This is a genomic window from Pseudomonas sp. MOIL14HWK12:I2, assembly GCF_000510745.1.
GTDB classification, from domain to species: Bacteria; Pseudomonadota; Gammaproteobacteria; order Pseudomonadales; family Pseudomonadaceae; genus Chryseomonas; species Chryseomonas oryzihabitans.
Genome location: NZ_AZOA01000008.1, coordinates 196,091 through 219,312, shown reverse-complemented (window position 1 = coordinate 219,312; position 23,222 = coordinate 196,091). Strand labels below are relative to the sequence as shown.

Here is a 23,222-nt window from a genome sequence, read left to right as displayed (position 1 = left end):
CGCCTCTACCCGGGCACAGCCCATCCGCTCGGGACGCGCTTCGTCGGCCAGCCGACGCCAGGGCTCAAGCCCACCCGAAAATCGCCGAAGCAGAAGACATAGAGCCCTGCCCTCTGTCGGGCTCCCCGGCGCGTCGGTAGGCCCCATGAGCACCCATGTCATCCATTTCACCGGTCCCATCAATTCCACCAGCTGCGGCCAGCTGATCGCCCAGTGCTCCCAGGCCGTGCAGCAGGACGCCTCGCGCATCCTGCTCAAGATCGCCACCATGGGCGGCGATTGCAGCTACGGCTTCACGATGTACAACTTCCTGCTGTCCCTGCCGCTGCCGGTGCATACCCACAACCTGGGCACCGTCGAGTCCATGGGCAACATCCTCTTCCTGGCCGGCGAACACCGCACCGCCAGTCGTCACAGCAAATTCCTCTACCACTCCTTCTACTGGAATCTGAACAACTCGGTGGACCATGCGCGCATGGCCGAATACGCCATGTGCCTGGACTACGACCTGGATCTCTATGCCCGCATCGTCGCCGAGCGCACCGCCGGTGCCGCCGAGGCCCTGGACATCCACAGCTGCCTCAAGGCCAACGCCCGGCTGCTGAGTCCGGAAGCGGCCCTGACCACCGGGGTGATCCATGCCGTCGACGAATGCCGCGTGCAGCCGGGTGAGGTCACCACCTTCATCCATCTCTGAGCAGGCAATAAAAAACCCGGTGACCTTTGGCCACCGGGTTTTTTCTTGCCCGACCCCGGGGATCAGCGGCTGAAGGACACCAGGGTGTTGGGGTAGCCGACGCTGGCATCCAGGCGGCTGGCGTCGAAGAACACCCCCAGGTTGTTGGCGCCATCCTGCACATAGCTGATCTTGAGGATCTGGCCATTGACCAGGCGCACCGAGCCACCCAGCTTGAAGGCCGAGCGATTGGCCGCGGTGGCCGGGATGGAGATGGCCGCGGCGCGACGGTAGACGCCGCGATTCCAGTCGGCATTGGTGAAGTCGTTGATGGCGCTGCTGACGCTGGCGGCGCTGGTCACCCCGGTGGGCGACACGGTCACGGTCTTGGGATAGCCCACGGCGTTGCCGTTGAAGGGCGTGCCTTCGGTGAAGACCCCCAGGCTGTTGCCGGCCTGCACCGAGGAGATCCGCCGCACCTGGCCATCCGCGGTGGTCAGGTAGGCACCGGCCTTGAAGGCGGCGCGATTCACCGCGGTCCCGGGTACCGAGACGGCGGCCTTCTTGAGGAACACCCCCTTGTGCCAGTCCGAGTTGGTGAAGTCGTTGATCACCGAGGTAACCGTGCCTGCGGTCGCGCCATTGCTCGGCGGCACCTGAACGCCTGCATTACTGCCTGCGTTTCCGGTGTTGCCGGCGCTGCTGCCGCTGCCGGAATTGCCCACGGCGCCGGCGCTACCGCCAGCCGAACCGCTGTTGCCGGCCGTGCCACCACCGTTGGCCGGGGTGGTGCTGCCGCTGGCGACCGGGCCAATGGCGGTGCAGCTGCTGTCGTCCAAGTACTTGCGCAGGGTCGGCCACTGCGGCCGCTCCTGGCCATTGATCGGCTCCACCGACATGAAGTAGCTGCCCCAGCCCGGACCCGCGGCCCAGTAGGAGGCCGGGATGCAGTTCTGCTTGAGGTAGGCCAGCATGTTGTCCATCAGCAGGTTCCAGCGCGGATTGTTGTCCGGTACGCCGAATTCACCGATATAGCCGCGCTTGCCGTTCTTCTTCAGCCAGTCGACGAAGGGCTTCACCCGGGTCACGCCATAGTTGGCGTCGAGCTTGTTGACGTCGGTCTTGTCGTAGCTGCCGCCAGCGTTCTCGTCGAAGTAGGAATGCGCCGAGAAGATGATGTTGTTGGCCGGATCCTTCAGCCCCAGCAGGGCATCGTTGAACTCGGCCCAGCGGGTGGCGCTCGACCAGCCGTTGCCTTCGACGATGACCGGACGGGTGCTGTCCACCGCGCGCACGCCATTGATGCCGTACTGGGCCGCGGTCGGCCAGTAGGCCATGGCATCGTGGGGCTCGTTCATGATGTCGTAGGCGTACAGCGAGGACTGGCCGCTCCACTGCCGCGCAATGTGGGTCATGATCTCCTGATAGCGGGCGTAGGGGACGCCGCTGGTGCCGATCACCTGACCGCGATAGCGGGCATAGTTGTGCAGGTCGAGGATGATCTTGATGCCGTGCTTTTGCGCATAGCCGAAGGTCTGGTTCACCAGGGCGACGTAGGCACTGTCCAGTGGGCCGCCCAGCTTGGGTTGCAGGCGCTCCCAGATGATGGGGAAACGGATCAGTTTGACGCCCCGCGCGCTCCACTGCTGGAAGTAGGCCTCCACCGGGAAGATGTAGTTGGTGCCATTGATGCCGGGCAGCACCTGGGGCGCGAAGCCCGCACCCGACAGATTCAGACCGACCAGGCTGACAGGCTCGGCCTGGGCAACGCCAGCGGACAGCGCGAGAACGGTAGCGGCCGCGGCGAGCGGACGACGAAGGGCGGTAGCGAGGGAGCGGATAGGCGTCATGGACAGATACTGCTTTGGGAGGCGTGGCGTCGATGTCCTTTGTGTACGAGCAAAGCCTGGGTTTAGGTAAGGCCACTGGGACGTGACAAGAAAAGCACTCTGCGTCCTGCAGTTGCCTTACCCAATACAAGTCATATGCCAGGTCGCTGAAACCTTTCACCGCGGCGGTGGTCATGCACGACCGCAGGGTGTCGCAAAGCACCGCTCTAGAGCCTTTGCAGGAAACGTAACCAAATATGCGTGGCATGGCGTCGCAGCGTGCGAAAGCTGCACGCGACAAAATAATCACGGCAGGAAGACAGAAATCTGACGCCAAATTCAGTGGCACATGGCCTGGGGAATTTTCCCGGATCGCCGCTATCCAAGGCTCAGCAACGTCTTGTATATAAGGTCCAGTCATGCGCGCAGAACAGCCGGGAACCCCTGTCTTCCGACCCACCATCCTGGTGGTGGACGACGAGCCACTGGTCGCGGATTTCGTTACCGAGATCCTCGAACCCGAAGGCTTCAATATCATCGCCGCTGACTCCGCCGATGCTGCCTTGTCACTGTTGGAGAAAGAGGACGCCAATATCGACATCCTGTTGACGGACATCCGCATGCCCGGCTCCATGGATGGCGCTCAACTGGCCAATCTGGTGTGCCAACGCTGGGCAGATATGCCCATTATTGTCATGTCCGGCTACGAAACGCCGTCTACCGCCAGCATCAAGTGCAAGGTGCGCTTCCTGCCCAAGCCCTGGTCGATCGGTCAATTGATCGATGCCGTGAATGGCGTCGCCTATTCTGTTACGCCCAGTGCCTGAAGATCGAGGAACCCTGGCGATGTGAATGGTGTCACATCGCCACCTCGGTACTTCGGACAACAACAATGCTTGCCCTCACCCACCAGTTCGTCGCCCAGCTGCCCAACATCGACTGCCTGTTCGGCCCCCTGACCCCGGATGGCGGTCTGCCGGTGCAAGTCTGTCGTCCCGCCAGCGAACGTCGCCTGACCCTGATGCTGGATACCGCCCGCCTGCGCGACCGCGCCTATTGCGCAACCCAGGCGCAGCAGGTCCGCACTTCCCTCGGTATCCGCTAGTCGTTGCACGCGCCTCATAGCGGCGGCGCCGGTCGCAACAGCACGGCCTTGAGCGAAAAGGCAGAGGTCACGCTGGCCACCCCGGGAATGCAGGTCAGGGTCTCGGCGAGAAAGTGCTGGTAGGCTGCGAGATCCTGCACCACCACCCGCAATACGTAGTCCGCATCCCCGGTCATCTGGAAACAGCTCATCACCTGGGGCGCCTTGACGATCTCCCGCTCGAAGGCGCGCAGGTAGTCGGTGGACTGCTTTTCCAGGCGCACCGACACGAAGACGCTGACACTGCCGGCCAGCCGGGTTTCATCGAGCTGGGCGTGATAGCCCTGGATGTAACGCTCCTCCTCCAGTCGCTTGACCCGCCGTAGCGTCGGGGTCAGCGACAGCCCGATCTTCTGCGCCAGATCGCGCCAGCTCAGGCGGCCATCGGCGGACAGGGCGTTGAGGATGCGCAAGTCGATACGGTCCAGACCAGCCATGGTGCAAAACCTCTACTGTTGTTCTTGTACGAAGTTCAATAGCACCAAAAGGCCGGACTGCCCACCCCGAAATTGCGGCAAAACGGCTAGCCATGCCGGCCTATACTCAGGCGACCAATAACAAGAATGCCGAGGCCTCCACCATGTGGCACCCTGCATCGCATCCGGACGGCCAACCCGTCCTGCGACCCACCCGCACCCTCTTCCACCAGGAGGGGCGGCCATGAGCGACTACCCACCCCTGCGCTTGCACGTTCCCGAACCTAGCGGCCGACCGGGACGTCCCACCGACTTCAGCTACCTGCAACTCTGCCCCGCCGGCCGTGCGGAAAAGCCGCCCATCGACGTGGCACCGGTTGATACCCGCGAGCTGGCGACCCAGCTGATCCGCATCCTCGACGAAGAGGGTCGCGCCGTCGGGCCCTGGGCCACCGAAGAAGCGCCCGAATTGCTGCTGCAGGGCCTCAGGGCCATGCTCAAGACGCGGCTGTTCGATGCGCGGATGCTCAAGGCCCAGCGGCAGAAGAAGCTGTCCTTCTATATGCAGTGCCTGGGCGAGGAAGCCATCGCCGTCGGCCAGACCCTGGCCTTGCGCCCGGACGACATGCATTTCCCCACCTATCGCCAGCAGGGCATCCTCATCGCCCGCGAGGCGCCGCTGGACGAGATGATCTGCCAGCTGCTGTCCAACGCCCGGGATCCGCTCAAGGGGCGGCAATTGCCGGTGATGTACTCCTACCGCGACCTCGGCTTCTTTTCCATCTCCGGCAACCTGGGCACCCAGTACATCCAGGCGGTGGGCTGGGCCATGGCCTCGGCGATCAAGGGTGACACCCGCATCGCCGCCGGCTGGATCGGCGACGGCGCCACCGCCGAAGGCGACTTCCACGCCGCCCTCACCTTCGCCCACGTCTACCGGGCGCCGGTGATCCTCAACATAGTCAACAACCAGTGGGCCATTTCCACCTTCCAGGCCATCGCCGGCGGCGAGGGCATCACCCTGGCTACCCGTGGCCTGGGCTACGGCATCGCCGCCCTGCGGGTGGATGGCAATGACTTCCTCGCCGTGCTGGCCGCCTCGCGCTGGGCCGCCGAACGCGCCCGGCGCAACCTGGGGCCGACCCTGATCGAGTGGGTGACCTATCGCGCCGGCCCCCACTCCACCTCGGACGATCCGTCCAAATACCGTCCCGCCGATGACTGGACGCACTTCCCCCTGGGCGATCCCATCGACCGGCTCAAGGCGCACCTGATCGGTCGTGGCCTCTGGTCGGAGGAACGGCACCAGGCGCTGAGCGCCGAGCTGGAAGCCGAGGTGGCCGCTGCCCAGAAGGCCGCCGAAGCCCACGGCACCTTTGCCAGCGATCTCGCCCCTAGCGCCGCCGACATGTTCGAGGAGGTCTACCAGGACCTGCCGCCGCACCTGCGCCGCCAACGCCAACAGCTCGGGAAGTGACGCCATGACCGTACAACAGGAAACCGACCTGCCGACCCAGGCCGGCAGCCGCAGCACCCTGACCATGATCCAGGCCATCCGCTCGGCCATGGACGTGATGCTCGAACGCGACAGCAATGTGGTGGTGTTCGGCGAGGACGTCGGCTATTTCGGCGGCGTCTTTCGCTGCACCGAGGGCCTGCAGGCCAAATATGGCGCCTCGCGGGTATTCGACGCGCCCATCTCGGAGAACGGTATCGCCGGCGCCGCGGTGGGCATGGGCGCCTACGGCCTGCGGCCGGTGGCGGAAATCCAGTTCGCCGACTACGTGTACCCGGCCATCGACCAGATCGTCTCCGAGGCGGCGCGCCTGCGCTATCGCTCGGTGGGCCAGTTCACCTCGCCGCTGGTGTTCCGCATGCCCTGCGGTGGCGGCATCTATGGCGGCCAGACTCACAGCCAGAGTCCCGAGGCCATGTTCACCCAGGTCTGCGGGCTGCGCACCGTGATGCCCTCCAATCCCTATGACGCCAAGGGCCTGCTGATCGCCTCCATCGAGAGCGACGATCCGGTGATCTTTCTCGAACCCAAGCGCCTCTACAACGGCCCCTTCGACGGCCATCACGACCGCCCGGTGACGCCCTGGTCCGGCCATCCGGCCAGCGCCGTGCCGGACGGCTACTACCGGGTCGAGCTGGAACGCGCCGCGGTGGTCCGTCCCGGCAAGCAGGTCACGGTGCTGACCTATGGCACCACCGTCTGGGTCGCCCTGGCGGCGGCCGCCGAGACCGGCATCGACGCCGAGGTGATCGACATTCGCAGCCTTTGGCCGCTGGACCTGCAGACCCTCACCGATTCGGTGAACAAGACCGGCCGCTGCGTGGTGGTCCACGAAGCCACCCGCACCTGCGGCTATGGCGCCGAGCTGGTGTCCCTCATGCAGGAGCACTGCTTCCATCGCCTGGAGGCGCCCATCGAGCGGGTGACCGGCTGGGATACCCCCTATCCCCACGCCCAGGAATGGGACTACTTCCCGGGTCCGTCCCGGGTCGGCGCCGCGCTCAAGCGCGTGATGGAGGTCTGAGATGGGTACCCATGTCATCAAGATGCCCGACATCGGCGAAGGCATCGCCGAGGTGGAACTGGTCAAGTGGTACGTGGCGGTGGGCGACGAGGTCGGCGAAGACCAGACCCTGGCCGACGTCATGACCGACAAGGCCATGGTGGAGATCCCCTCGCCGGTGGTGGGCCGGGTGGTCGCCTTGGGCGGCGAGCCCGGTCAGGTGCTGGCGGTGGGCGCCGAGCTGATCCGCCTGGAGGTGGCCGGCGACGGCAATCTGCGCGAGACCAGTCGCCCCGCGCCGGTGGCAGCCGCGCCGGCGTCAGCACCGAAGGCGGAAGCGCCCACGCCCGCGGCGGCCCCAGCCCCGCGTCGCGCGGAGGCGGAGGTCCCGCGCGACGACGACCGACCAGCTTCCCGCCCGGCCCCCGGCAGTCCGCCGCTGGCATCTCCCGCGGTGCGCCAGCACGCCTGGGACCTGGGCATCGAACTCCGCTTCGTCACCGGCAGCGGTCACGGCGGGCGCATCCTGCATGGCGATCTGGAGGCCTATGTGCAGCAACGCGACGCCGGCTTGCCGCCCGCCACCGGCGGCGGTGGCCTGGCGAAACGCAGTGGCGAGGAGCGCATCCCGCTGATCGGCCTGAGACGCAAGATCGCTGAGAAGATGCAGGCCGCCAAACGGCATATCCCCCACTTCACCTATGTGGAAGAGGTGGATGTCACCGAGCTGGAAGCCCTGCGCGCCACCCTCAATCAGCGCTGGCAGGGTCGTCGTGCCCACCTCACCCTGCTGCCCTTCCTGGCGCGCGCCCTGGTGGTGGCGGTGCGGGACTTTCCGCAGATGAATGCGCGCTTCGACGAAGAGAGCAGCACAGTGACGCGCTATGGCGCGGTGCACCTGGGCATCGCCACCCAGGGCGAACAGGGGCTCGCGGTGCCGGTGGTCCGCCACGCCGAGGCGCTGGATCTCTGGGGCTGCGCCCAGGAGGTGGCGCGGCTGGCCACCGCGGTGCGCGGCGGCAAGGCCGGTCGCGACGAACTCTCCGGCTCGACCCTGACCATCAGCAGCCTGGGTCCGCTGGGGGGCATCGCCTCCACGCCCATCATCAACCATCCCGAGGTGGCCATCATCGGCGTCAATCGCATCGTCGAGCGCCCGGCCTTCCGCCATGGGCTGGTGGTACCGCGCAAGCTGATGAATCTCTCCGCTTCCTTCGACCACCGGCTGATCGATGGCCAGGACGCCGCCAGCTTCATCCAGGCCGTGCGCCAGCTGCTCGAACAACCCGCCACCCTCTTCCTGGAGTAGCCATGGACACCCGACTCCTCATCATCGGCGGCGGCCCCGGCGGTTATGTCGCCGCCCTGCGCGCCGCTCAGCTGGGCATCGCCACCACCCTGGTGGAGGGCGCCGCCCTTGGCGGTACCTGCCTCAACGTCGGCTGCATCCCCTCCAAGGCGATGATCCATGTCGCCGAGGAATTCCATCGCGCCTGCGGTCGCGCCGACCAGGGCGCCCTTGGTATCCGCCATGGCCGCCCGGAACTGGACCTCGGCCAGGCCGTGGCCTGGAAGAACGGCATCGTCGATCGCCTCACCACCGGCGTCGCCGCCCTGCTCAAGAAGCAGGGGGTGACGGTGGTCGAGGGCTGGGCCGAGATCCTCGACGGCAAGACCGTGGAGGTGCAGCGCGCCGGTGGCGAACGGCTGCGCATCCGTACCGAACACCTGGTGCTGGCCATGGGCTCCACCTCGGTGGAATTGCCCAGCCTGCCCTTCGGTGGCCCGGTGATCTCGGCCACCGAGGCCTTGTCGCCTACAGAGATTCCCGAGGATCTGGTGGTGGTGGGCGCCGGCTATATCGGCCTGGAGCTGGGCATCGCCTATCGCAAGCTGGGCGCCCGGGTCGCGGTGGTGGAGGCTCAGTCGCGGCTGCTGCCCGGCTACGACACCGAACTTACCGCCCCGCTGCGCCACCGCCTGGAACGGCTGGGCATCGAGCTGCACCTGGGCTGCACCGTCGCCGGTCTGGCCGCGGACGGCGCTGGCCTGCGGATGACCCGCGGTGACGGCGAGGAGCAGGTCCTGCCGGCCCAGCGCATCCTGGTGGCGGCCGGTCGCCGGCCCCGCACCGAAGGCCTGGAGCGCCTGCCGCTGGACTACGACGGCCGCTATATCCGCGTCGACGACGGCTGCCGTACCAGCATGACCGACGTCTGGGCTATCGGTGATCTCACCGGCGAACCCCTGCTGGCCCATCGCGCCATGGCCCAGGGCGAGGTGGTGGCCGAGCTGATCGCCGGCAAGCGGCGGCGCTTCGCGCCGGTCGCCATCCCGGCGGTCTGCTACACCGATCCGGAGATCGTGGTGGTCGGCCTGACCCCCGAGCAGGCCAAGGCCCAGGGGCTGGAGACCAAGGTCGCCAGCTTCCCCTTCGCCGCCAATGGCCGTGCCCTCACCCTGGAGGCGCCGGAAGGCTTCGTGCGGGTGGTGGCTCGTGCGGACGACCATCGCATCCTTGGCTGGCAGGCCACCGGGCAGCAGGTGGCGGAACTGGCCACGGCCTTTTCCCACAGCCTGGAAATGGGCATGCAACTGGAAGACGTCGCCGCCACCCTGCACCCCCATCCCACCCTGGGCGAAGCGGTGCAGGAAGCGGCGCTGCGGGCGCTGGGCCGGGCCCTGCATCTGTGACCGGCCTGCCGCGCGACAGCCTGGCGCCGGGCATCCTCGACGAGGCCCTGGCCGGGCTGTGCCGGCGCAGTGGTCAGGCACCGGAGGCCCTGCTCGCTACCGAAGGCGTGCAGCCAGCCGACCTGCTGCTCGACCGCGAGCGCCTCTCGGCGCCGCTGTTCGGCCAGCTGTGGTATCGCCTGGCGCGGCGTTTCGATGACGAGTTCTTCGCCCTTGGCCCACGCCCGCTCCCGGCCGGCAGCTTTGCCTTTCTCTGCCAGAGCACCCGCCTGCAACCGACCCTGGGCGACGCCCTGCGGCAGAGCGCCGACTTCCTGCGCCTGACCTTGGGCGTCGATCTGCGCCTGCAGCGCAATGGCGAGCAGGCGACCCTGCGGCTGGCCCCCGGCAGCCTGCCGGGTAGCTTTGCCGTCTTTACCCTCTGGCTGATCCTGCACGGCCTGGCCTGCTGGCTGGTAGGCCGCCGCTTGCCACTGGCGGAGATTCGCCTGACCGCCCAGGAGCCGCCGGCGGAACTGCTGGCCGACTATCGCCAGCGCTTCGGCACCCACCTCAGCTTCGCCCACGGCGAAGACTGCCTGCTGCTGGACGCCGCCGTATTGGGCCTGCCGATCCGCCGCAGTGCCGCGGATGCGCGTCGCTTCATCGCCGCCGCACCGGGCAATCTGCTGGTGCACTATCGCGACGACGCCAGTCTGATCGCCCGCATCCGCGCCCTGCTGCGCAGTCGTGCCCCGGAAGACTGGCCGGACGCCGTCAGCCTGGCCGCGACCCTGGGTCTTTCGGCTGCGACCCTGAGACGCCAGTTGGCGGCGAGCGGCCAGACCTACCAGCGCCTCAAGGACGAACGTCGCTGCCGCCTGGCCTGCCGCCAGCTGGATCAAGGCGCTCTGCCCCTGGAGGAGCTGGCCCTGCGTCTGGGTTTCGCCGATCCCCGCTCCTTCCAGCGCGCCTTTCGCAAGTGGACGGGCTTGAGCCCCCTGGGCTATCGCCAGCGCCAGACCCGAGCGGGTTAGCCCTCGGCCAGCTGGGCAGCGATGGCGGCGGTGTCGATCACCGAGCGCACCTCCCGGATTCGCCCGTTCTCGAAGCGATAGAAGACGTGCTCGCTGAAACGCACCCGCCGTCCGTTCACTGCCAGCCCGAACAGCTCGCCCCGTGGCGTGCAGTCGAAGTCCAGTTGCGCGGCCAGCCAGGGCGCTTCCACGACCAGCAAGCGCGCCGCGAAGTGCAGATCGGGAATGGCGGCATGATCGCCTTCCAGCATGGCCTGGTAGCCCGCCAATCCCAGGGGCCGGCCGTTGTGCTCGACGGCTTCGTCGACATAACGGCCCAGCTCCGTCCAGGCCTGGCGGTTGAGGCAGTCGAGGTAGGCCTGGTAGTGACTGCCGAGTTCGGTTGCGGCGAGGGGCATCACGAATTCTCCATGGTCATTGACTGCTACAGGGGACCACGCCAGGCCGGCAAGTCTCCCTTCACCCGAGGCGATTCTTTACCAGACGGCCGCCCTGCAGGATGACGTCCAACCGCTCGCCCTGCCCCACCAGGCAGGAAATATCGGTCAAGGGATCGCCATCCACGACCAGCAGATCCGCCAGGGCGCCAGCCGCGATGCAACCCAGCTCGCCCTCCCGTTCGAGGATGCGCGCCGCGACGCTGGTGGCGCTGCGCAAGGCTTCCAGATTGCCCAGCACCTCGGCGCGGATGCGCAGTTCCTGGGTCTGGTATTCGTGCATCTCGCCCAGCAGGTCGGAGCCGTAGCCCATGGGTACGCCCGCCTCGGCGAAAAATTCCAGGGCGCGACGGCCGGCCAGGCGGACGTCTTCGATCTTGGCCACGGAATCCGCTGGCAGCCCATAGCGGGCGCCGTGCTCGGCGAGCATCTCGTAGGTCACCTGGGTGGGCACGGCGAAGGCGCCCCGCTCGCGCATCAGCTGCGCCGTCTCCCGGTCGACCAGATTGCCGTGCTCTATGGTGCGCACCCCGCACGCCACGGCGCGGCGAATGGCGCGGGCGGTATAGGCATGGGCCATCACATAGGTATTGGCCGCTTCGGCTTCCTCGACGATGGCGCGGATCTCGGCTTCGCTGTACTGGGTATTGGCGATGGGATCGGTGGGCGAGGACACCCCGCCGGAGGCCATGATCTTGATCTGGCTGGCGCCCTGCTGCAGTTCCTCGCGCACCGCCTTGCGCACGTTGTCCACCCCGTCCACCACCCGGGCGATGGCACCGGCGCGGAAGCAGCAACTGCACGGCTCGTTCAGCAGCAGCTCCCCACGCGCCCGCATGTCGCCATGGCCGCCGGTCTGCGACAGCGCCTTGCCGGAGGCGAAGATCCGCGGGCCCGGCACCAGTCCCAGGGCGATGGAGCGCGCCAGCGCCCAGTCCGCGCCGCCGGCATCGCGGACGGTGGTGAAGCCGCGCTCGAGCATGGCGCCCAGGATCGGCAGGGCGCGGTACATGATGATGGCGTTCGGCTGCAGGGCGTTGAAACCCAGGTTGGCGCTGGAGGCCAGAACATGCACATGGCAATCGATGAGGCCGGGCATCAGGGTGCGGCCGCCCAGATCGATGACGGTGACGCCTGCCGGCGGCGCAGCGCTCTGGTCGCGCACGGCGGTAATGCGCTCACCCTCCACCAGGACTTCCTTGCCGGTGATCAGAATGCCGCTCGCCAGATCCAGCAGCTTGCCGTTGCGCAGCAGTAGAGAGGTGCTTTGAGTCATGCGGATTCTCCCGAAGGTTGCTCGCTGGCGGCGTCGCGAAACAGCGCCGCGCCCACGGCACTGATGGCCGCGGCGAACATGATGTAGAAGGCCGGCGCCAGCGGGCTGCCGGTGGCGGCGATCAGCCAGGTCACGGTAAAGGTGGCGAAGCCGCCGAACAGGGTCACGGCGAAGTTGTAGGCCACCGACAGTCCGGTGGAGAGCACCCGGGTCGGCAACAACTCGCCGAAGGCCGCCAGCAGACCGCCCAGATAGCCGGAGATCAGCAGTCCCAGCACGGCCTGGAACACCAGCAGGGAAGCCAGGCCCGGCCAGCGATTGAGCATCCAGAACAACGGCCAGGCGAGGCAGAAGATGGCGATGGCCGACCCCAGCAGCCAGGGTCGCTTGCCCTGGCGATCGGCCAGGCGCCCTACCAGCGGCGTCGCCACCAGCAATACCAGGCCACCGAGTACGCCGGCGGTGAAGCCCAGCCCACTGGGCAGACCGAGCACCCGGGTGGAGTAGGACGGCAGGTAGAACAGCACGGAGTAGGTGCAGACCGTCCAGAGCACGACCATGGAAAAGGTGATCGCGGTCTGGCGGGGATAGATGCGCACTACCTCCCGCAGCGGCGACTGGGCACGCTCGACGGTGGCATAGGCCGGGGTTTCGTCGATGCGGCTACGGATGTAGAAACCGACGGGGCCGATCAGGGAGCCGAACAGGAACGGCAGGCGCCAACCCCAGCTCTCGAGTTGCTCCGGGGTCAGCAACGCCGACAGCAGCGCGCCGGCGCCTGCACCCAGGGCGACCGCCACCCCGATGCTGGCCTGGATCCAGCTGGAGTAGTAGGCCTTTTGCCCAGCGGGCGCGTGCTCGGTGAGAAAGGCGGTCGCGCTGCCCATCTCGCCACCCGCGGAAAAGCCCTGCAGCAATCGCGCGAAGACGATGAGCGCCGGGGCGAACAGCCCCCACTGGGCATAGCCCGGGGTCACGGCGATGATCAGGGTACCGGCGGCCATCAAGAGGATGGTCAGCGACAGCGCCGCCTTGCGGCCGCGGCGATCGGAGTAGATGCCGAGCAGGATGCCCCCTACTGGCCGCATGAAGAAACCGACGCCAAAGGTGGCCAGGGCCAGGAGGTAGGAGGTGAGTTCGCTGGCGGTCGGAAAGAACACCTTGGCGATGATCACGGAGAAGAAGCTGTAGACGGTGAAGTCGAACCACTCCAGACCGTTGCCGATCACGGTGGCGACGACCGCCTTGTTGGCCTGGCGGCGGTGGGCGGTGGACCGCTGCGGGAAGGTCGTAGCGCTCTGCATTGTTGGCTCCCTGAATGCGAGTCGCGCAGGAAACTCGGGAGTCCCTGCACCGGCGACGGCAGTTTCGATAAAGGAAACAGGACGAGGATCTCCGCCCTCTGCCGCCGAGCTTAAGGGGCTACCCGGGACGCAGGAAAACGCTGATTGCAGGGGTTTGCATGCGCCAGGCGCATGCAAGAGGGGTCAAGGTGACGCGCTCAGGGCGTCGTTAAGCCAGGCTTCGAAACGGCGCGTCGCCAGGCCCGGCTGGCGATCGCCCGGCCACAGCAGGTAGTAACCCCCCTGCCCCTGCACGCATTCGCTACAGGCTTCGACCAGCGCACCCGAGCGCAGGTGGGCATCGATCATGGGGCGCCAGCCCAGGACGATACCGTGACCGGCAATCGCCAGATCGACCAGGATGGGGTACTGACTCACGGTGAGCCGCTGGCGGATCCGCGGGGCTGGGTAGCCTAGCCGCGCGAACCACTCCGTCCAGGACAGCCAGCGTCGCTGCCCGTCCTCGATCATCAGCAGGCGCCGGTCGAGCAGCTCCGGGGGAGACAGCTGCTGGCCGCCCAGGTAGTCCGGGGCGCAATAGGCGCCTACCCATTCGGGAAACAACTGGCGACCGGCCAATCCCGGCGGCGGCGGTTCCCGCAGGAAATAGAGCGCCAGATCGAATTCGGGCTTGAGCAGGGTATCGAGGTTGTCCAGCACCCGCAGGCGCACGTCGATGCCGGGAAAGGCACTGGCAAAATGGCCGATCAGCGGACCCAGCCACAGGGCGGCGACGCCCGAGGAGCAGGCCAGGACCAGTTGCTGCTCGCCACTGAGGTCCATGACCTCGGCGGTGGTTTCCGCTAGGCCCGCCAAGAGTTGCTGGACCCGCTCGGCATAGCGCTGCCCGGAGACGGTCAGGTGCAGCCGCTTGTGCTCCCGCCGGAACAGCGCGCGACCGAGAAATGCCTCCAGCTGCGCCACCTGACGGCTGATGGCGCTTTGCGTGAGATTGAGTTCGAGCGCGGCACGGGTAAAGCTGCCAAGCCTGACCGTTGCCTCGAAGGCAATCAGATTGGTCAGGGGTGGCAAGGGGTCGATACGCATCCGAAGGCTCTGCGACGCTGGGCGGAAACGGCCAGTCTAGCGCCTCCGAGAGGCGCCGGGAGCGCTCAACGATGCTCGAACTTCGCCGGCCGCTTCTCGACGAAGGCGGCCATGCCTTCCTTCTGGTCGGCGCTGGCGAACAGCGAATGGAAGACCCGGCGCTCGAAGCGGATACCCTCGGCCAGGCTGGTCTCGAAGGCGCGATTGACGCTCTCCTTGAGCAGCAGGGTCGCCGGCAGCGAGCGACTGGCGATGCCGCGGGCGGCTTCCAGGGTGCGCTCCAGCAATTCGTCGGCGGGAAACACCTGGGCGACCAGGCCGGCGCGCTCGGCTTCGGCGGCGGGCAGCTGGCGTCCGGTCAGGCACAGCTCCATGGCCTTGGCCTTGCCCAGGGCGCGGGTCAGGCGCTGGGTACCGCCGATGCCGGGAATGACACCCAGGGTGATCTCCGGCAGGCCGAAGCGCGCGGTGTCGGCGGCATAGATGAAGTCGCACAGCAGCGCCAGTTCGCAGCCACCACCCAGGGCGTAGCCGGCCACAGCGGCAATCAGCGGCTTGCGCCGCTCGGCGATGCGGTCGGCGACGCGGAAATAGTCGTCCAGGTAGATCTGCGGATAGCCCTGCCCGGCCATTTCCTTGATGTCGGCGCCGGCGGCGAAGGCCTTGGCCGAGCCGGTGAGCACCACGCAACCGACCTCGGGATCGGCGTCCAGACGCGCCAGCATGGCATCCAGCTCGTGCAGCAGCTGGGCATTGAGGGCGTTGAGCGCCTTGGGGCGGTTGAGGGTGATGAGGGCGACACGCGCCTCGATCTCCAGCAGCAGGGTCGATTCGGCAGAGGGTTCGCTCATGGTCTTGTCCTTGTCTAGTCGTTGAGTTCCAGCGCCATGGCCGTGGCCTCGCCACCGCCGATGCAGATGGCGGCCACGCCCCGGCGCAGACCGCGCTGGCGCAGCGCCTGGATCAGGGTCACCAGCATCCGCGCGCCGGAGGCGCCGATGGGATGGCCCAGGGCACAGGCGCCACCGTGCACGTTCAGGCGCTCCGGGTCCAGCCCCAGGGCATCCTGGGCGGCCAGTGCCACCACGGCGAAGGCTTCGTTGATCTCGAACAGGTCGACGTCGTTCAGCTGCCAGTCGATGCGCGCGAGCAGGGTGCGGATGGCGCCGATGGGCGCGGTGGGAAAGTCGCCCGGGGCGCCGGCATGGGCGGCATGGCCACGGATCGTCGCCAGCGGCGTCAGGCCTTCGCGCACCGCCGTGCTGGCGCGCATCAGCAGCAATGCCGCGGCGCCATCCGAGATGGAGCTGGCGTTGGCCGCCGTGACGGTACCGCCTTCGCGAAAAGCCGGCTTGAGGGTGGGAATGCGTGCCGGATCGGCGCGGCGCGGTTGTTCATCGGTGTCGATGCTCAGGGTTTCCTTGCGCCCCGCCACCTCCACCGCGACGATCTCGGCGACGAAGGCGCCACTGGCCTGCGCCTGGCGCGCCCGGGCGAGGGACTGCTGGGCATAGGCATCCTGGCGCTCGCGGCCGATACCCAGGCGCGCCGCGCAGTCCTCGGCGAAGGTGCCCATCAGGCGCCCGGGCTCGTAGGCGTCTTCCAGGCCGTCGAGAAACATGCTGTCGATCAGGGCGCCGTGGCCGAGGCGGTAGCCGCTGCGGGCCTTTTCCAGCAGATAGGGCGCGCGACTCATGCTTTCCATGCCGCCCGCCACCACCACCTCGGCACTGCCGGCGCGCAGCAGGTCATGGCCGAGGATGGCGGCCTGCATGCCCGAACCGCACATCTTGTTCAGGGTGGTGCAGCGCGTGCTCTGGTCCAGGCCGGCGCCAAGGGCCGCCTGGCGGGCCGGTGCCTGGCCGAGGCCGGCGGGCAGCACGCAGCCCATGAGCACCTCGTCGACCCGCTCCGGCGACCAACCGCCCCGCTCCAGCACGGCGCGAATCACGGCGCTGCCCAGCTGTGGCGCCGAGAGCGCCGCCAGTTCGCCGCCCAGGGCGCCCATGGGGGTGCGAGCGGCGGCGACGATAACAATGGGATCGTTCATGACAACTCTCCTAGGCCCTTACGAAAAGTGCCTACACTCGGTGATGCTTCGTTGAAAAGCGCCTGGATGGCCAGCCCCGTCGCAATGCTCATTTACCACTCGTAAACTCGCTCGCGAGCCCGGTCCGCTTCCTCAGCGCTTTTCGCCTCGCCTGACCATCGCTCGGCGACTTTTCGTACAGGGCCTAGCGCGGGGCCATGCGCAGCGCACCGTCGAGACGGATCACCTCGCCGTTGAGCATGGGATTCTCGATGATGTGGCGGACCAGGGCGGCGAATTCCTCGCCGCGACCGAGGCGCGGCGGAAAGGGCACGTTGGCGGCCAGGGCCTCGCGCACCTCGGGGGTCATGCCGGCCATCATGGGCGTCTCGAAGACGCCCGGCGCTATGGTCATGACCCGGATGCCCTGCCCGGCCAATTCGCGCGCCGCCGGCAGGGTGAGCGCGGCGACGCCCCCCTTGGAGGCGGCATAGGCGGCTTGGCCGATCTGGCCGTCGAAGGCGGCAATGGAGGCGGTGTTGATGATCACGCCGCGTTCGCCGCCGGCATCGGCCTCGCCCTGGGCCATGGCCGCGGCGGCCAGGCGCAGCACATTGAAGCTGCCCACCAAGTTGACGTTGATGATGCGCGCGAAGGCGGCGAGATCGTGGGGGCCGTTGCGCCCGAGGATGCGCGCGCCGCCGACGATGCCGGCGCAATTGATCGCCCCCTGCAGACCGCCCCAGCGGGCCAGGAGGGTATCCATGGCAGCGCTCAGGGCCTCGGCATCGGTCACGTCCACGGCGAGCGCCAGGGCCCGGTCGCCGAGTCGTTCGGCCTGGGCCTGCACGGCCTCGGCCTGCAGATCCAGCAGCGCCACCCGGGCGCCTGCCGCGATCAGCGCCGCGGCGGTGGCGGCGCCAAGGCCGGATCCGGCGCCGGTTACCAGAAAGGTGTGCTCGTCGATGCGCATGGGCGGGCTCTCCAGGATGATGGACTTATCTTCGATCCTCGACAGAGGTCGGACAAGGGCCGGATCGCTCAGCCGCACTGAGCGATCCGGCCCCCTGCTCACCAGGGCAGGGCCTGGCCCTGGTAGTCGAGAAAGGCACAGCCGCGCTGGCCGGCCCGCGCCTCGATCGTCGCTACCAGACCGGCAACGCTAGCGGCCACCTCGACCGGCGCGCCGGCCCCGCCCAAGGCGGTACGCACCCAACCCGGGTGCAGCGCCAGCACGGCGAAGGCGGGTTGCTGCCCGGCGACCCAGCTCTGCAACAGGCTGTTGAGCGCCGCCTTGCTGGCGCCATAGAGCGGCATGTCGGCGGCCCGTGCCAGGCTGACGCTACCCATCTGCGAACTCAGGCAGGCCGCCACTCCCGCCGCAGCCATCCGCGGCGCCAGGGCCTCCAGCAGCCGCAGCGGCGCCACGGCATTGGTCAGGAACAGCTCGCCCAGCTCTGCGGCGGTCGCCCGCTGCCCCTCCTCCTCTGTCGGCCCCATGATGCCGGCATTGACGATCAGCCGATCCAGCGGCTCATCGCGGCTTTCGCTCAGCAGTCGCGTGCCCAGCTCGGGATCGCAGAGATCGCCGGTCACCACCCGCAGCCGCCCTGCGGTGGTCGCCGCCAGGGCGTCCAGCGCCGCATTCGGTGTTCGTACCAGCGCCAGCACCTGGTCGCCACGACCCAGGTAGCGCTCGACCAGCCCCAGTCCTATGCCCCGCGAGGCGCCTATCACCCAGACCTTCATCGCCTTCTCCTCAGTCCACCGCTGTGATGCGCAGATGCCGCTTCTTGCCCAGACTTACCCGTCGACCGACATCGCTCGCCGTGAGCCGCACATCGGGATCGGATACGGGCAGTTCGTCCAGGCGCAGGCCACCGCCTTCCGCCAGCCGGCGGACCGCACTGCGCGACGGCTGCACACCGGTCTGCACCAGCAGCTCGACCAGGCTGACACCCGCCTCGAGCTGCTGGCGGCTCAGGGCGAGCGTCGGCAAGCGACCACCGCCGTCCCGGTCGGCGAAGACCTCGGCGGCCGCCGCCTCGGCCGCGCGCTGGGCGGCCTCGCCGTGGGCCAGGCGGGTCGCCTCGTTGGCCAGCACGGTCTTGGCCAGATTGATCTCCGCGCCGCCCAGGGCCGCCAGCCGCCGTACCTCGTCCAGCGGCAGCTCGGTAAACAGCGCCAGGAAACGCTCGACGTCGGCATCGTCGCAATTGCGCCAGAATTGCCAGAAGTCGAAGGCCGACAGCCGCTCCTCGTTGAGCCAGACCGCGCCCTGAGCCGACTTGCCCATCTTGCGGCCGTCACGGGTGGCCAGCAGTGGCATGGTCAGGCCATGGAGCTGAGGGCCACCCTGCCGGCGTGACAGCTCCACGCCATTGATGATGTTGGCCCACTGGTCCGCGCCGCCCAGTTGCAGGGTGCAGCCGTAACGGCGCGACAACTCGACGAAGTCGTAGGCCTGCAGGAGGGTGTAGCCGAATTCCTCGAAGGACAGCGAGTGCTCGCGATCAAGGCGATTCCTGATGGCATCGAAGGTCAGCAGTCGATTGATGGAAAAGTGCCGACCCACGGCGCCGAGGAAATTCAGGTAGCCGAGGCCGTCGAGCCATTCGGCGTTGTCCACCACCTGGGCGCGACCGTGGCCATCGCCGACCTCCAGGTAGCGGTGGAAGGCCTTGGCGATGCCCGCCATGTTCAGGGCGATCTGGCCGTCGGTGAGCACCGGGCGGCTGCTGTCGCGAAAGCTGGGATCGCCGATGCGGGTGGTGGCGCCGCCGATCAGTAGCAGGATGGGATGGCCGGCGCGCTGTAGCCAGCGCATCAGCATCAGGCCCTGCAGATGGCCGACGTGGAGGCTGTCGGCGGTGGCGTCGAAGCCGAGATAGCCGGTCACCGGGCCGCTGGCAAAGGCGCGGGCGAGGCCGTCACGGTCAGTGGTCTGATGGACGAAGCCGCGGGCTTCGAGGGTGGCGAGCAGGTCTTGCGTGGTGCTGTCCATGGGGTCTCCTGTGGCTGGACGGTGCCTGGGAGACCGGGAGAAGTTGCCTTGACCGAGCCGCCCTGGGCGATTCGGTCATGCAGCGCAGTACCTACCACCCGATATTGGTCAGGTAGGAGTAATAGGCGCTGATGGGGCAAAGGAAGGTTCGCATGGGGCGCCACGCTACCCACTCGCCCGCCGCTTGGCAACTGCGAACCGCTCGCACTGCCGCTTCGACCAGATGTCGCACCTCCTCTGCCGGCGGCTGAACGAACGGCGACAGTGGCGTTCCGAGTCCTGTCCTTTGCCAGCAGTATCGAGACGCAGAGATGAACCTACCCGCTCCACCCCCCGAGATCCCCAGCACCGGCATGGCAGTCCCAGGCGTACCTGGACAAGGAACAGCCCTTGCGTGAGAGGATCTCCCCAATGAAAAGCATTACCCCGGCCAACCTGCTGTTGCTGCTGCTCTGCCTCACGGTGCTGGCCTACGCCACCGATCTGATCGGCTAGACGGCATCGGCCTGGCGGCTGGCTCTGCGGCCTGACGGTTGCTCTCCGCCGTCTCTTGGCCTAGCGTTCAGGCCCTGTCCGTAAGAGAACTACCGCGCCATGCCCAGCCAACCCTCCAGCACCGTCGAAAGCGTCGAGCTGCTGACGTCCCTGGATTCCGTCGCGGCGCTCCTGCGCGTGGTCTGCGACATCAGCGGCCTCGGGGTCGCCACCGTGGCCGAGGTCACCGAGCAGCGCTGGATCGCCTGCGCGGTGGAGGATCGCATCGCCTTCGGCCTGCAAGCCGGCGCCGAACTGGATCTCGAATCCACCCTGTGCAATCACGTGCGCTCCTCCCACGACGCCGTGATCATCAGCGATGTGACCCAGAACCCTACTTACTGCGACCATCCGGCGCCCGGCCTCTATGGCTGGAAGAGCTATCTGTCGGTCCCGGTGTTCCGGCCCAATGGCACCTTCTTCGGCACGCTGTGCGCCTTCGATCCCCAGCCCGCACCGCGGCTGGAGCAGCGCCCGGTGATCGACACCCTGGACGGCTTCGCCCGTCTGCTGGGGGAATTGCTCGCCCGGGAAGAACAGCGTCGCGAGGCGAGCCCCGGCGCGCGTGGCGACCTCGATCTCACACCGCTGCGCGAGCAACTGCTGGTGCTGCTGGAAGAAGACCTGCGGCGTCCGCTCCAGGCGCTGGCCGCGCAGGACCTGCCCACGAGCGCCGCACAAGCCGAGCCCTGGCAGGCCGAGGCCCGGCGCCTGGCTGAACGCAGCGCTGCGGCCGCCGATTTCGTCCGTGTGCGTCTCGGCCACGGCCTGCCGCTGAAACTGAACTTGGTGGAGGGCGTCAACGAGCGTCTGCTCAACCTGCTCGCCACGCTGCAGGCCCGTTTTCCCGACCAGACCCTGGGCAGCGAGCTGCCGGAGCTACCCGCCGCGCTGCGCCTCGATCTGCCGCGCCTGCTACAGGCCGTGGGCGCGCTGCTGGAGTGGGTCGCTTGCCGCAATCCCCCCGGCGGTACCCTGCTATTACGCGGCCTGATCCAGGAACGCTGCTACAGCCTGGCCGTGGAAAGCCGCACCGCCGTGGTGGATCCTGGCAGCCTGAGCCAGGTGTTCCAGCCGGCGCTGAGCCAGGCCACGCCTGAACAGCCCGCCCGCCTGGAGCTGAGCCTCTACCTCGCCCAGGAGGTCGCCCGCGGCCATGGCGGCAGCCTGATCGCGCGGCTGGATGACGGCCGCCTGCGTTTCCTTCTCACCCTACCCACGGCCCTGGACTGATGCCCTTGCCCTTCCCCGCTCCCTTGCTGGTGATCCGTCACGGCGAAACCGACTGGAATGCCAGCGGCCGCCTCCAGGGTCGCCAGGACATACCGCTCAACGCCCGTGGCCGGGCCCAGGCCGAGGCCGTGGGCCTGGCCCTGCGCGAACGCCTCGACGTCTCTCGCTTCACCTGCCTGAGCAGTCCGCTGCAGCGCGTCAGCGAAACCCTCGATCTGATCCTGGCGCAGCTGCCCGGTGCGCCGCTCAGCCTGGGCCGCGATGCGCGCCTGGCGGAAAAGGCCTTTGGCGACTGGGAAGGCCTGGACATGCCGACCATCGCCCAGCGCTATCCCGAGCAGCACGCCCGGCGCATGGCCGAGCCCTATACCTTTAGGGTGCCCGGTGGCGAAAGCTATGCCGATGCCGCCGAACGGGTGCGCCCCCTGCTGGAAGAACTCCAGGGTCCCACCCTGCTGGTGGCCCACGGCGCCCTGATCCGCAGCCTGCTGGTGGCCATCGGCCTGGCCAGCCCGGAGGTGGCGACCCGGATGGTCATCCACCAGGGCCGCTGGCTGGAGCTGGATGCGGCCGGTTATGCGTGGTACAGCGCCCCCGGCTGGGACGCTCAGCCTTAACTCAGCCGGCGGGCGAACTGGCTGACCGCGCCCACCACCTGGCGGGCGCCCTCCTGGATCTCGGTGATGCGCACCCCGGCGTTGCTGGCCAGGTGCAGCCCCTGCTCCGCCTGCTGGCGACTGGCGGCCATGTTGCTGACCGCCGTCTGCGCCAGTTGCTGGTTCTGCTGCACCACGCCGACGATCTCCTCGGTGGCCTTGCTGGTGCGCCCGGCCAGTTGCCGGACCTCGTCCGCCACCACCGCGAAGCCGCGCCCCTGCTCGCCGGCCCGGGCGGCTTCGATGGCGGCGTTGAGCGCCAGCAGATTGGTCTGCTCGGCGATGCCGCTGATGGTCTTGACGATGGCGCTGATCACCAGCGACTGCTTGCCGAGGTCCTCGATGCCATTGGCGGCGACCTGGATCTCGTCGGCGATGCGGGTCATCACCGCGACCGTGTCCTGCACCACCGCCGCGCCCTGGCGGGCGCTTTCGTCGGTGGTCTGGGAGATGTCGAAGGCGACCCGCGCGGCCTCGGCCACCGCCAGTTCCTGTTCCACCTGATCGGTGATGACGGTGGCGAACTTGATGACCTTGTACAGCTCGCCACGGGTGTTGAGTACCGGGTTGTATGAGGCTTCCAGCCAGACGGTACGGCCATGGCTGTCGATGCGCTTGAAGCGGCTGGCCACGTAGTCGCCGCGATTGAGCCGTTCCCAGAAGGCGCGATAGTCGGCCGACTCAGCCTCTTCACGGGTGCAGAACATCCGGTGGTGCTTGCCGACGATCTGCGCCAGCGAATAGCCCATGCCCTGCAGGAAGCGCTCGTTGGCGGTCAGCACCTCGCCGGACAGGTTGAATTCGATCACCGCGGTGGATCTCAGCAGCGCATTGATGATGCCCGAGTGTTCCGTGGAGGTCTCCACCTGCTCGGTACGGTCATAGGCATAGCAGCGGATCTGCTTGACCTGGCCCTGGCTATCGCGCACTGGCGTCCAGATCGCATAGAGCCAGGCGACGCCGCCCGTTCCGCGCAGCAGCCGATAGATGCCACTGGCCTGGCGGCCTTCGCTGAAGCTGCGTTTCAGGTCGCCGTAGCAGACCAGCTTCTTCACGTAGTCCGGAATGATGTCGTCCAGATTGCGCCCGGTCAGACTGCCGGGGGCGTAGCCTAGGCAGAGCGCGAAGTTCTCGTTGAAATCCTCGATCCGGCCCTGGGCGTCCAGCAGCAGATGCAGCGAATCCTGATGGAAGGCCGCGCTCACCTGGCGGTGCTCGGACAGTTCGGCTTCGAGTTCGGCGATGCGACGTTTGAGTGCGGCGTTGAACATGGGATCACCCAGGAAAGTTGTGTCTTTCTCTGGTTCGACGCGCCGCGGGATTTCTTGACCGGGTGCTGATGAACGCCTGGCTCCCGAGCCGGCAACAA

General features: G+C 67.7%; 21 protein-coding genes and 2 pseudogenes. 10 read left to right on the top strand and 13 right to left on the bottom strand.

The genetic code is table 11. The features are described 5' to 3' along the window. Nucleotides 1-145: 145 nt before the first annotated feature. A complete protein-coding gene (locus tag PSK12I2_RS0106170) occupies nt 146-697 on the top strand; it encodes an ATP-dependent Clp protease proteolytic subunit (RefSeq protein WP_007162210.1) in 552 nt (183 codons plus the stop codon). A gap of 62 nt (nt 698-759) precedes the next feature. Here the strand turns inward: PSK12I2_RS0106170 and PSK12I2_RS0106165 are convergent, their stop codons facing one another. Continuing rightward, nucleotides 760-2,526 carry a glycoside hydrolase family 5 protein gene (locus PSK12I2_RS0106165; protein WP_027597698.1) on the bottom strand — a complete coding sequence of 589 codons (1,767 nt, stop codon included), beginning with the start codon at nt 2,524-2,526 and terminating at the stop codon, nt 760-762. Nucleotides 2,527-2,924: 398 nt separating this feature from the next. Here PSK12I2_RS0106165 and PSK12I2_RS0106160 point away from each other — a divergent pair, with 398 nt between their 5' ends. Beyond that, nucleotides 2,925-3,332: a response regulator gene (locus tag PSK12I2_RS0106160; RefSeq protein ID WP_007162208.1), complete on the top strand. Its 408-nt coding sequence runs from the start codon at nt 2,925-2,927 to the stop codon at nt 3,330-3,332. 65 nt (nt 3,333-3,397) lie between these two features. After that, nucleotides 3,398-3,610, top strand: a complete 213-nt coding sequence (locus tag PSK12I2_RS0106155; protein WP_007162207.1) for a hypothetical protein — start codon at nt 3,398-3,400, stop codon at nt 3,608-3,610. A gap of 14 nt (nt 3,611-3,624) precedes the next feature. Here the strand turns inward: PSK12I2_RS0106155 and PSK12I2_RS0106150 are convergent, their stop codons facing one another. Beyond that, nucleotides 3,625-4,086: an Lrp/AsnC family transcriptional regulator gene (locus tag PSK12I2_RS0106150; RefSeq protein ID WP_027597697.1), complete on the bottom strand. Its 462-nt coding sequence runs from the start codon at nt 4,084-4,086 to the stop codon at nt 3,625-3,627. A gap of 223 nt (nt 4,087-4,309) precedes the next feature. Between PSK12I2_RS0106150 and PSK12I2_RS0106145 the strand changes: the two genes are divergently transcribed. Genes PSK12I2_RS0106145 through PSK12I2_RS0106125 form a run of 5 tightly spaced genes read left to right on the top strand, consistent with a single transcriptional unit; the run spans nt 4,310 to nt 10,294 of the window. Further along, nucleotides 4,310-5,542 carry a thiamine pyrophosphate-dependent enzyme gene (locus PSK12I2_RS0106145; RefSeq protein WP_027597696.1) on the top strand — a complete coding sequence of 411 codons (1,233 nt, stop codon included), beginning with the start codon at nt 4,310-4,312 and terminating at the stop codon, nt 5,540-5,542. Nucleotides 5,543-5,546: 4 nt separating this feature from the next. After that, nucleotides 5,547-6,605: an alpha-ketoacid dehydrogenase subunit beta gene (locus PSK12I2_RS0106140; protein WP_007162204.1), complete on the top strand. Its 1,059-nt coding sequence runs from the start codon at nt 5,547-5,549 to the stop codon at nt 6,603-6,605. A gap of 1 nt (nt 6,606) precedes the next feature. Next, nucleotides 6,607-7,893 (top strand): dihydrolipoamide acetyltransferase family protein, encoded by a 1,287-nt coding sequence (locus PSK12I2_RS0106135; RefSeq protein WP_027597695.1) that lies wholly within the window; start codon nt 6,607-6,609, stop codon nt 7,891-7,893. A 2-nt stretch (nt 7,894-7,895) separates the two neighbouring features. After that, complete coding sequence (lpdA, locus tag PSK12I2_RS0106130; protein ID WP_027597694.1) at nt 7,896-9,278, top strand: dihydrolipoyl dehydrogenase; 1,383 nt, start codon at nt 7,896-7,898, stop codon at nt 9,276-9,278. Beyond that, a complete protein-coding gene (locus tag PSK12I2_RS0106125; protein ID WP_027597693.1) occupies nt 9,275-10,294 on the top strand; it encodes an AraC family transcriptional regulator in 1,020 nt (339 codons plus the stop codon). Before lpdA ends, PSK12I2_RS0106125 begins: the two co-directional genes overlap by 4 nt. Here the strand turns inward: PSK12I2_RS0106125 and PSK12I2_RS0106120 are convergent. The 9 genes from PSK12I2_RS0106120 to tyrS all read right to left on the bottom strand — a co-directional run bounded on the left by PSK12I2_RS0106120 (nt 10,291) and on the right by tyrS (nt 19,430). Then, complete coding sequence (locus tag PSK12I2_RS0106120; protein WP_027597692.1) at nt 10,291-10,692, bottom strand: ester cyclase; 402 nt, start codon at nt 10,690-10,692, stop codon at nt 10,291-10,293. The genes PSK12I2_RS0106125 and PSK12I2_RS0106120 overlap by 4 nt on opposite strands. 61 nt (nt 10,693-10,753) lie before the next feature. Then, a complete protein-coding gene (locus PSK12I2_RS0106115; protein ID WP_027597691.1) occupies nt 10,754-12,007 on the bottom strand; it encodes an amidohydrolase family protein in 1,254 nt (417 codons plus the stop codon). After that, nucleotides 12,004-13,311 carry an MFS transporter gene (locus PSK12I2_RS0106110; RefSeq protein WP_051398687.1) on the bottom strand — a complete coding sequence of 436 codons (1,308 nt, stop codon included), beginning with the start codon at nt 13,309-13,311 and terminating at the stop codon, nt 12,004-12,006. The genes PSK12I2_RS0106115 and PSK12I2_RS0106110 overlap by 4 nt, the downstream gene beginning before the upstream one ends. A 183-nt stretch (nt 13,312-13,494) precedes the next feature. Next, complete coding sequence (locus PSK12I2_RS0106105) at nt 13,495-14,397, bottom strand: LysR substrate-binding domain-containing protein (RefSeq protein ID WP_027597689.1); 903 nt, start codon at nt 14,395-14,397, stop codon at nt 13,495-13,497. A gap of 65 nt (nt 14,398-14,462) precedes the next feature. Continuing rightward, entirely contained in the window at nt 14,463-15,248 is a 786-nt protein-coding gene (locus PSK12I2_RS0106100; RefSeq protein ID WP_007162199.1) for an enoyl-CoA hydratase, read from the bottom strand. Nucleotides 15,249-15,262: 14 nt separating this feature from the next. Continuing rightward, complete coding sequence (locus tag PSK12I2_RS0106095) at nt 15,263-16,447, bottom strand: acetyl-CoA C-acyltransferase (RefSeq protein WP_027597688.1); 1,185 nt, start codon at nt 16,445-16,447, stop codon at nt 15,263-15,265. A gap of 184 nt (nt 16,448-16,631) precedes the next feature. Then, entirely contained in the window at nt 16,632-17,399 is a 768-nt protein-coding gene (locus PSK12I2_RS0106090) for an SDR family NAD(P)-dependent oxidoreductase (protein ID WP_027597687.1), read from the bottom strand. Between the two features lie 98 nt (nt 17,400-17,497). Continuing rightward, nucleotides 17,498-18,175: an SDR family oxidoreductase gene (locus PSK12I2_RS0106085; protein ID WP_027597686.1), complete on the bottom strand. Its 678-nt coding sequence runs from the start codon at nt 18,173-18,175 to the stop codon at nt 17,498-17,500. A 10-nt stretch (nt 18,176-18,185) separates the two neighbouring features. After that, a complete protein-coding gene (gene tyrS / locus PSK12I2_RS0106080; protein WP_027597685.1) occupies nt 18,186-19,430 on the bottom strand; it encodes a tyrosine--tRNA ligase in 1,245 nt (414 codons plus the stop codon). 594 nt (nt 19,431-20,024) lie between these two features. Here tyrS and PSK12I2_RS0106070 point away from each other — a divergent pair. Both PSK12I2_RS0106070 and PSK12I2_RS0106065 read left to right on the top strand, forming a co-directional pair. Next, a complete protein-coding gene (locus tag PSK12I2_RS0106070; protein WP_027597684.1) occupies nt 20,025-21,197 on the top strand; it encodes a GAF domain-containing protein in 1,173 nt (390 codons plus the stop codon). Between the two features lie 5 nt (nt 21,198-21,202). Continuing rightward, complete coding sequence (locus tag PSK12I2_RS0106065) at nt 21,203-21,814, top strand: histidine phosphatase family protein (RefSeq protein ID WP_177324637.1); 612 nt, start codon at nt 21,203-21,205, stop codon at nt 21,812-21,814. Here the strand turns inward: PSK12I2_RS0106065 and PSK12I2_RS25435 are convergent. Together PSK12I2_RS25435 and PSK12I2_RS25430 are read right to left on the bottom strand one after the other, a co-directional pair. Beyond that, nucleotides 21,811-22,248 (bottom strand): annotated as a pseudogene (locus PSK12I2_RS25435) (methyl-accepting chemotaxis protein); the annotation flags it as partial. The gene PSK12I2_RS0106065 and the pseudogene PSK12I2_RS25435 sit on opposite strands and share 4 nt — an antisense overlap. Before the next feature lie 105 nt (nt 22,249-22,353). Beyond that, nucleotides 22,354-23,124: pseudogene (locus tag PSK12I2_RS25430) on the bottom strand (PAS domain-containing protein); the annotation flags it as partial. Nucleotides 23,125-23,222: the final 98 nt, after the last annotated feature.

Bases quoted from the DNA above. Each gene is read 5' to 3' on its own strand.
- PSK12I2_RS0106170 (WP_007162210.1), top strand. From the start codon at position 146: ATGAGCACCCATGTCATCCATTTCACCGGTCCCATCAATTCCACCAGC.
- PSK12I2_RS0106165 (WP_027597698.1), bottom strand. From the start codon at position 2,526: ATGACGCCTATCCGCTCCCTCGCTACCGCCCTTCGTCGTCCGCTCGCC.
- PSK12I2_RS0106160 (WP_007162208.1), top strand. From the start codon at position 2,925: ATGCGCGCAGAACAGCCGGGAACCCCTGTCTTCCGACCCACCATCCTG.
- PSK12I2_RS0106155 (WP_007162207.1), top strand. From the start codon at position 3,398: ATGCTTGCCCTCACCCACCAGTTCGTCGCCCAGCTGCCCAACATCGAC.
- PSK12I2_RS0106150 (WP_027597697.1), bottom strand. From the start codon at position 4,086: ATGGCTGGTCTGGACCGTATCGACTTGCGCATCCTCAACGCCCTGTCC.
- PSK12I2_RS0106145 (WP_027597696.1), top strand. From the start codon at position 4,310: ATGAGCGACTACCCACCCCTGCGCTTGCACGTTCCCGAACCTAGCGGC.
- PSK12I2_RS0106140 (WP_007162204.1), top strand. From the start codon at position 5,547: ATGACCGTACAACAGGAAACCGACCTGCCGACCCAGGCCGGCAGCCGC.
- PSK12I2_RS0106135 (WP_027597695.1), top strand. From the start codon at position 6,607: ATGGGTACCCATGTCATCAAGATGCCCGACATCGGCGAAGGCATCGCC.
- lpdA (WP_027597694.1), top strand. From the start codon at position 7,896: ATGGACACCCGACTCCTCATCATCGGCGGCGGCCCCGGCGGTTATGTC.
- PSK12I2_RS0106120 (WP_027597692.1), bottom strand. From the start codon at position 10,692: ATGCCCCTCGCCGCAACCGAACTCGGCAGTCACTACCAGGCCTACCTC.
- PSK12I2_RS0106115 (WP_027597691.1), bottom strand. From the start codon at position 12,007: ATGACTCAAAGCACCTCTCTACTGCTGCGCAACGGCAAGCTGCTGGAT.
- PSK12I2_RS0106110 (WP_051398687.1), bottom strand. From the start codon at position 13,311: ATGCAGAGCGCTACGACCTTCCCGCAGCGGTCCACCGCCCACCGCCGC.
- PSK12I2_RS0106105 (WP_027597689.1), bottom strand. From the start codon at position 14,397: ATGCGTATCGACCCCTTGCCACCCCTGACCAATCTGATTGCCTTCGAG.
- PSK12I2_RS0106100 (WP_007162199.1), bottom strand. From the start codon at position 15,248: ATGAGCGAACCCTCTGCCGAATCGACCCTGCTGCTGGAGATCGAGGCG.
- PSK12I2_RS0106095 (WP_027597688.1), bottom strand. From the start codon at position 16,447: ATGAACGATCCCATTGTTATCGTCGCCGCCGCTCGCACCCCCATGGGC.
- PSK12I2_RS0106090 (WP_027597687.1), bottom strand. From the start codon at position 17,399: ATGCGCATCGACGAGCACACCTTTCTGGTAACCGGCGCCGGATCCGGC.
- PSK12I2_RS0106085 (WP_027597686.1), bottom strand. From the start codon at position 18,175: ATGAAGGTCTGGGTGATAGGCGCCTCGCGGGGCATAGGACTGGGGCTG.
- tyrS (WP_027597685.1), bottom strand. From the start codon at position 19,430: ATGGACAGCACCACGCAAGACCTGCTCGCCACCCTCGAAGCCCGCGGC.
- PSK12I2_RS0106070 (WP_027597684.1), top strand. From the start codon at position 20,025: ATGCCCAGCCAACCCTCCAGCACCGTCGAAAGCGTCGAGCTGCTGACG.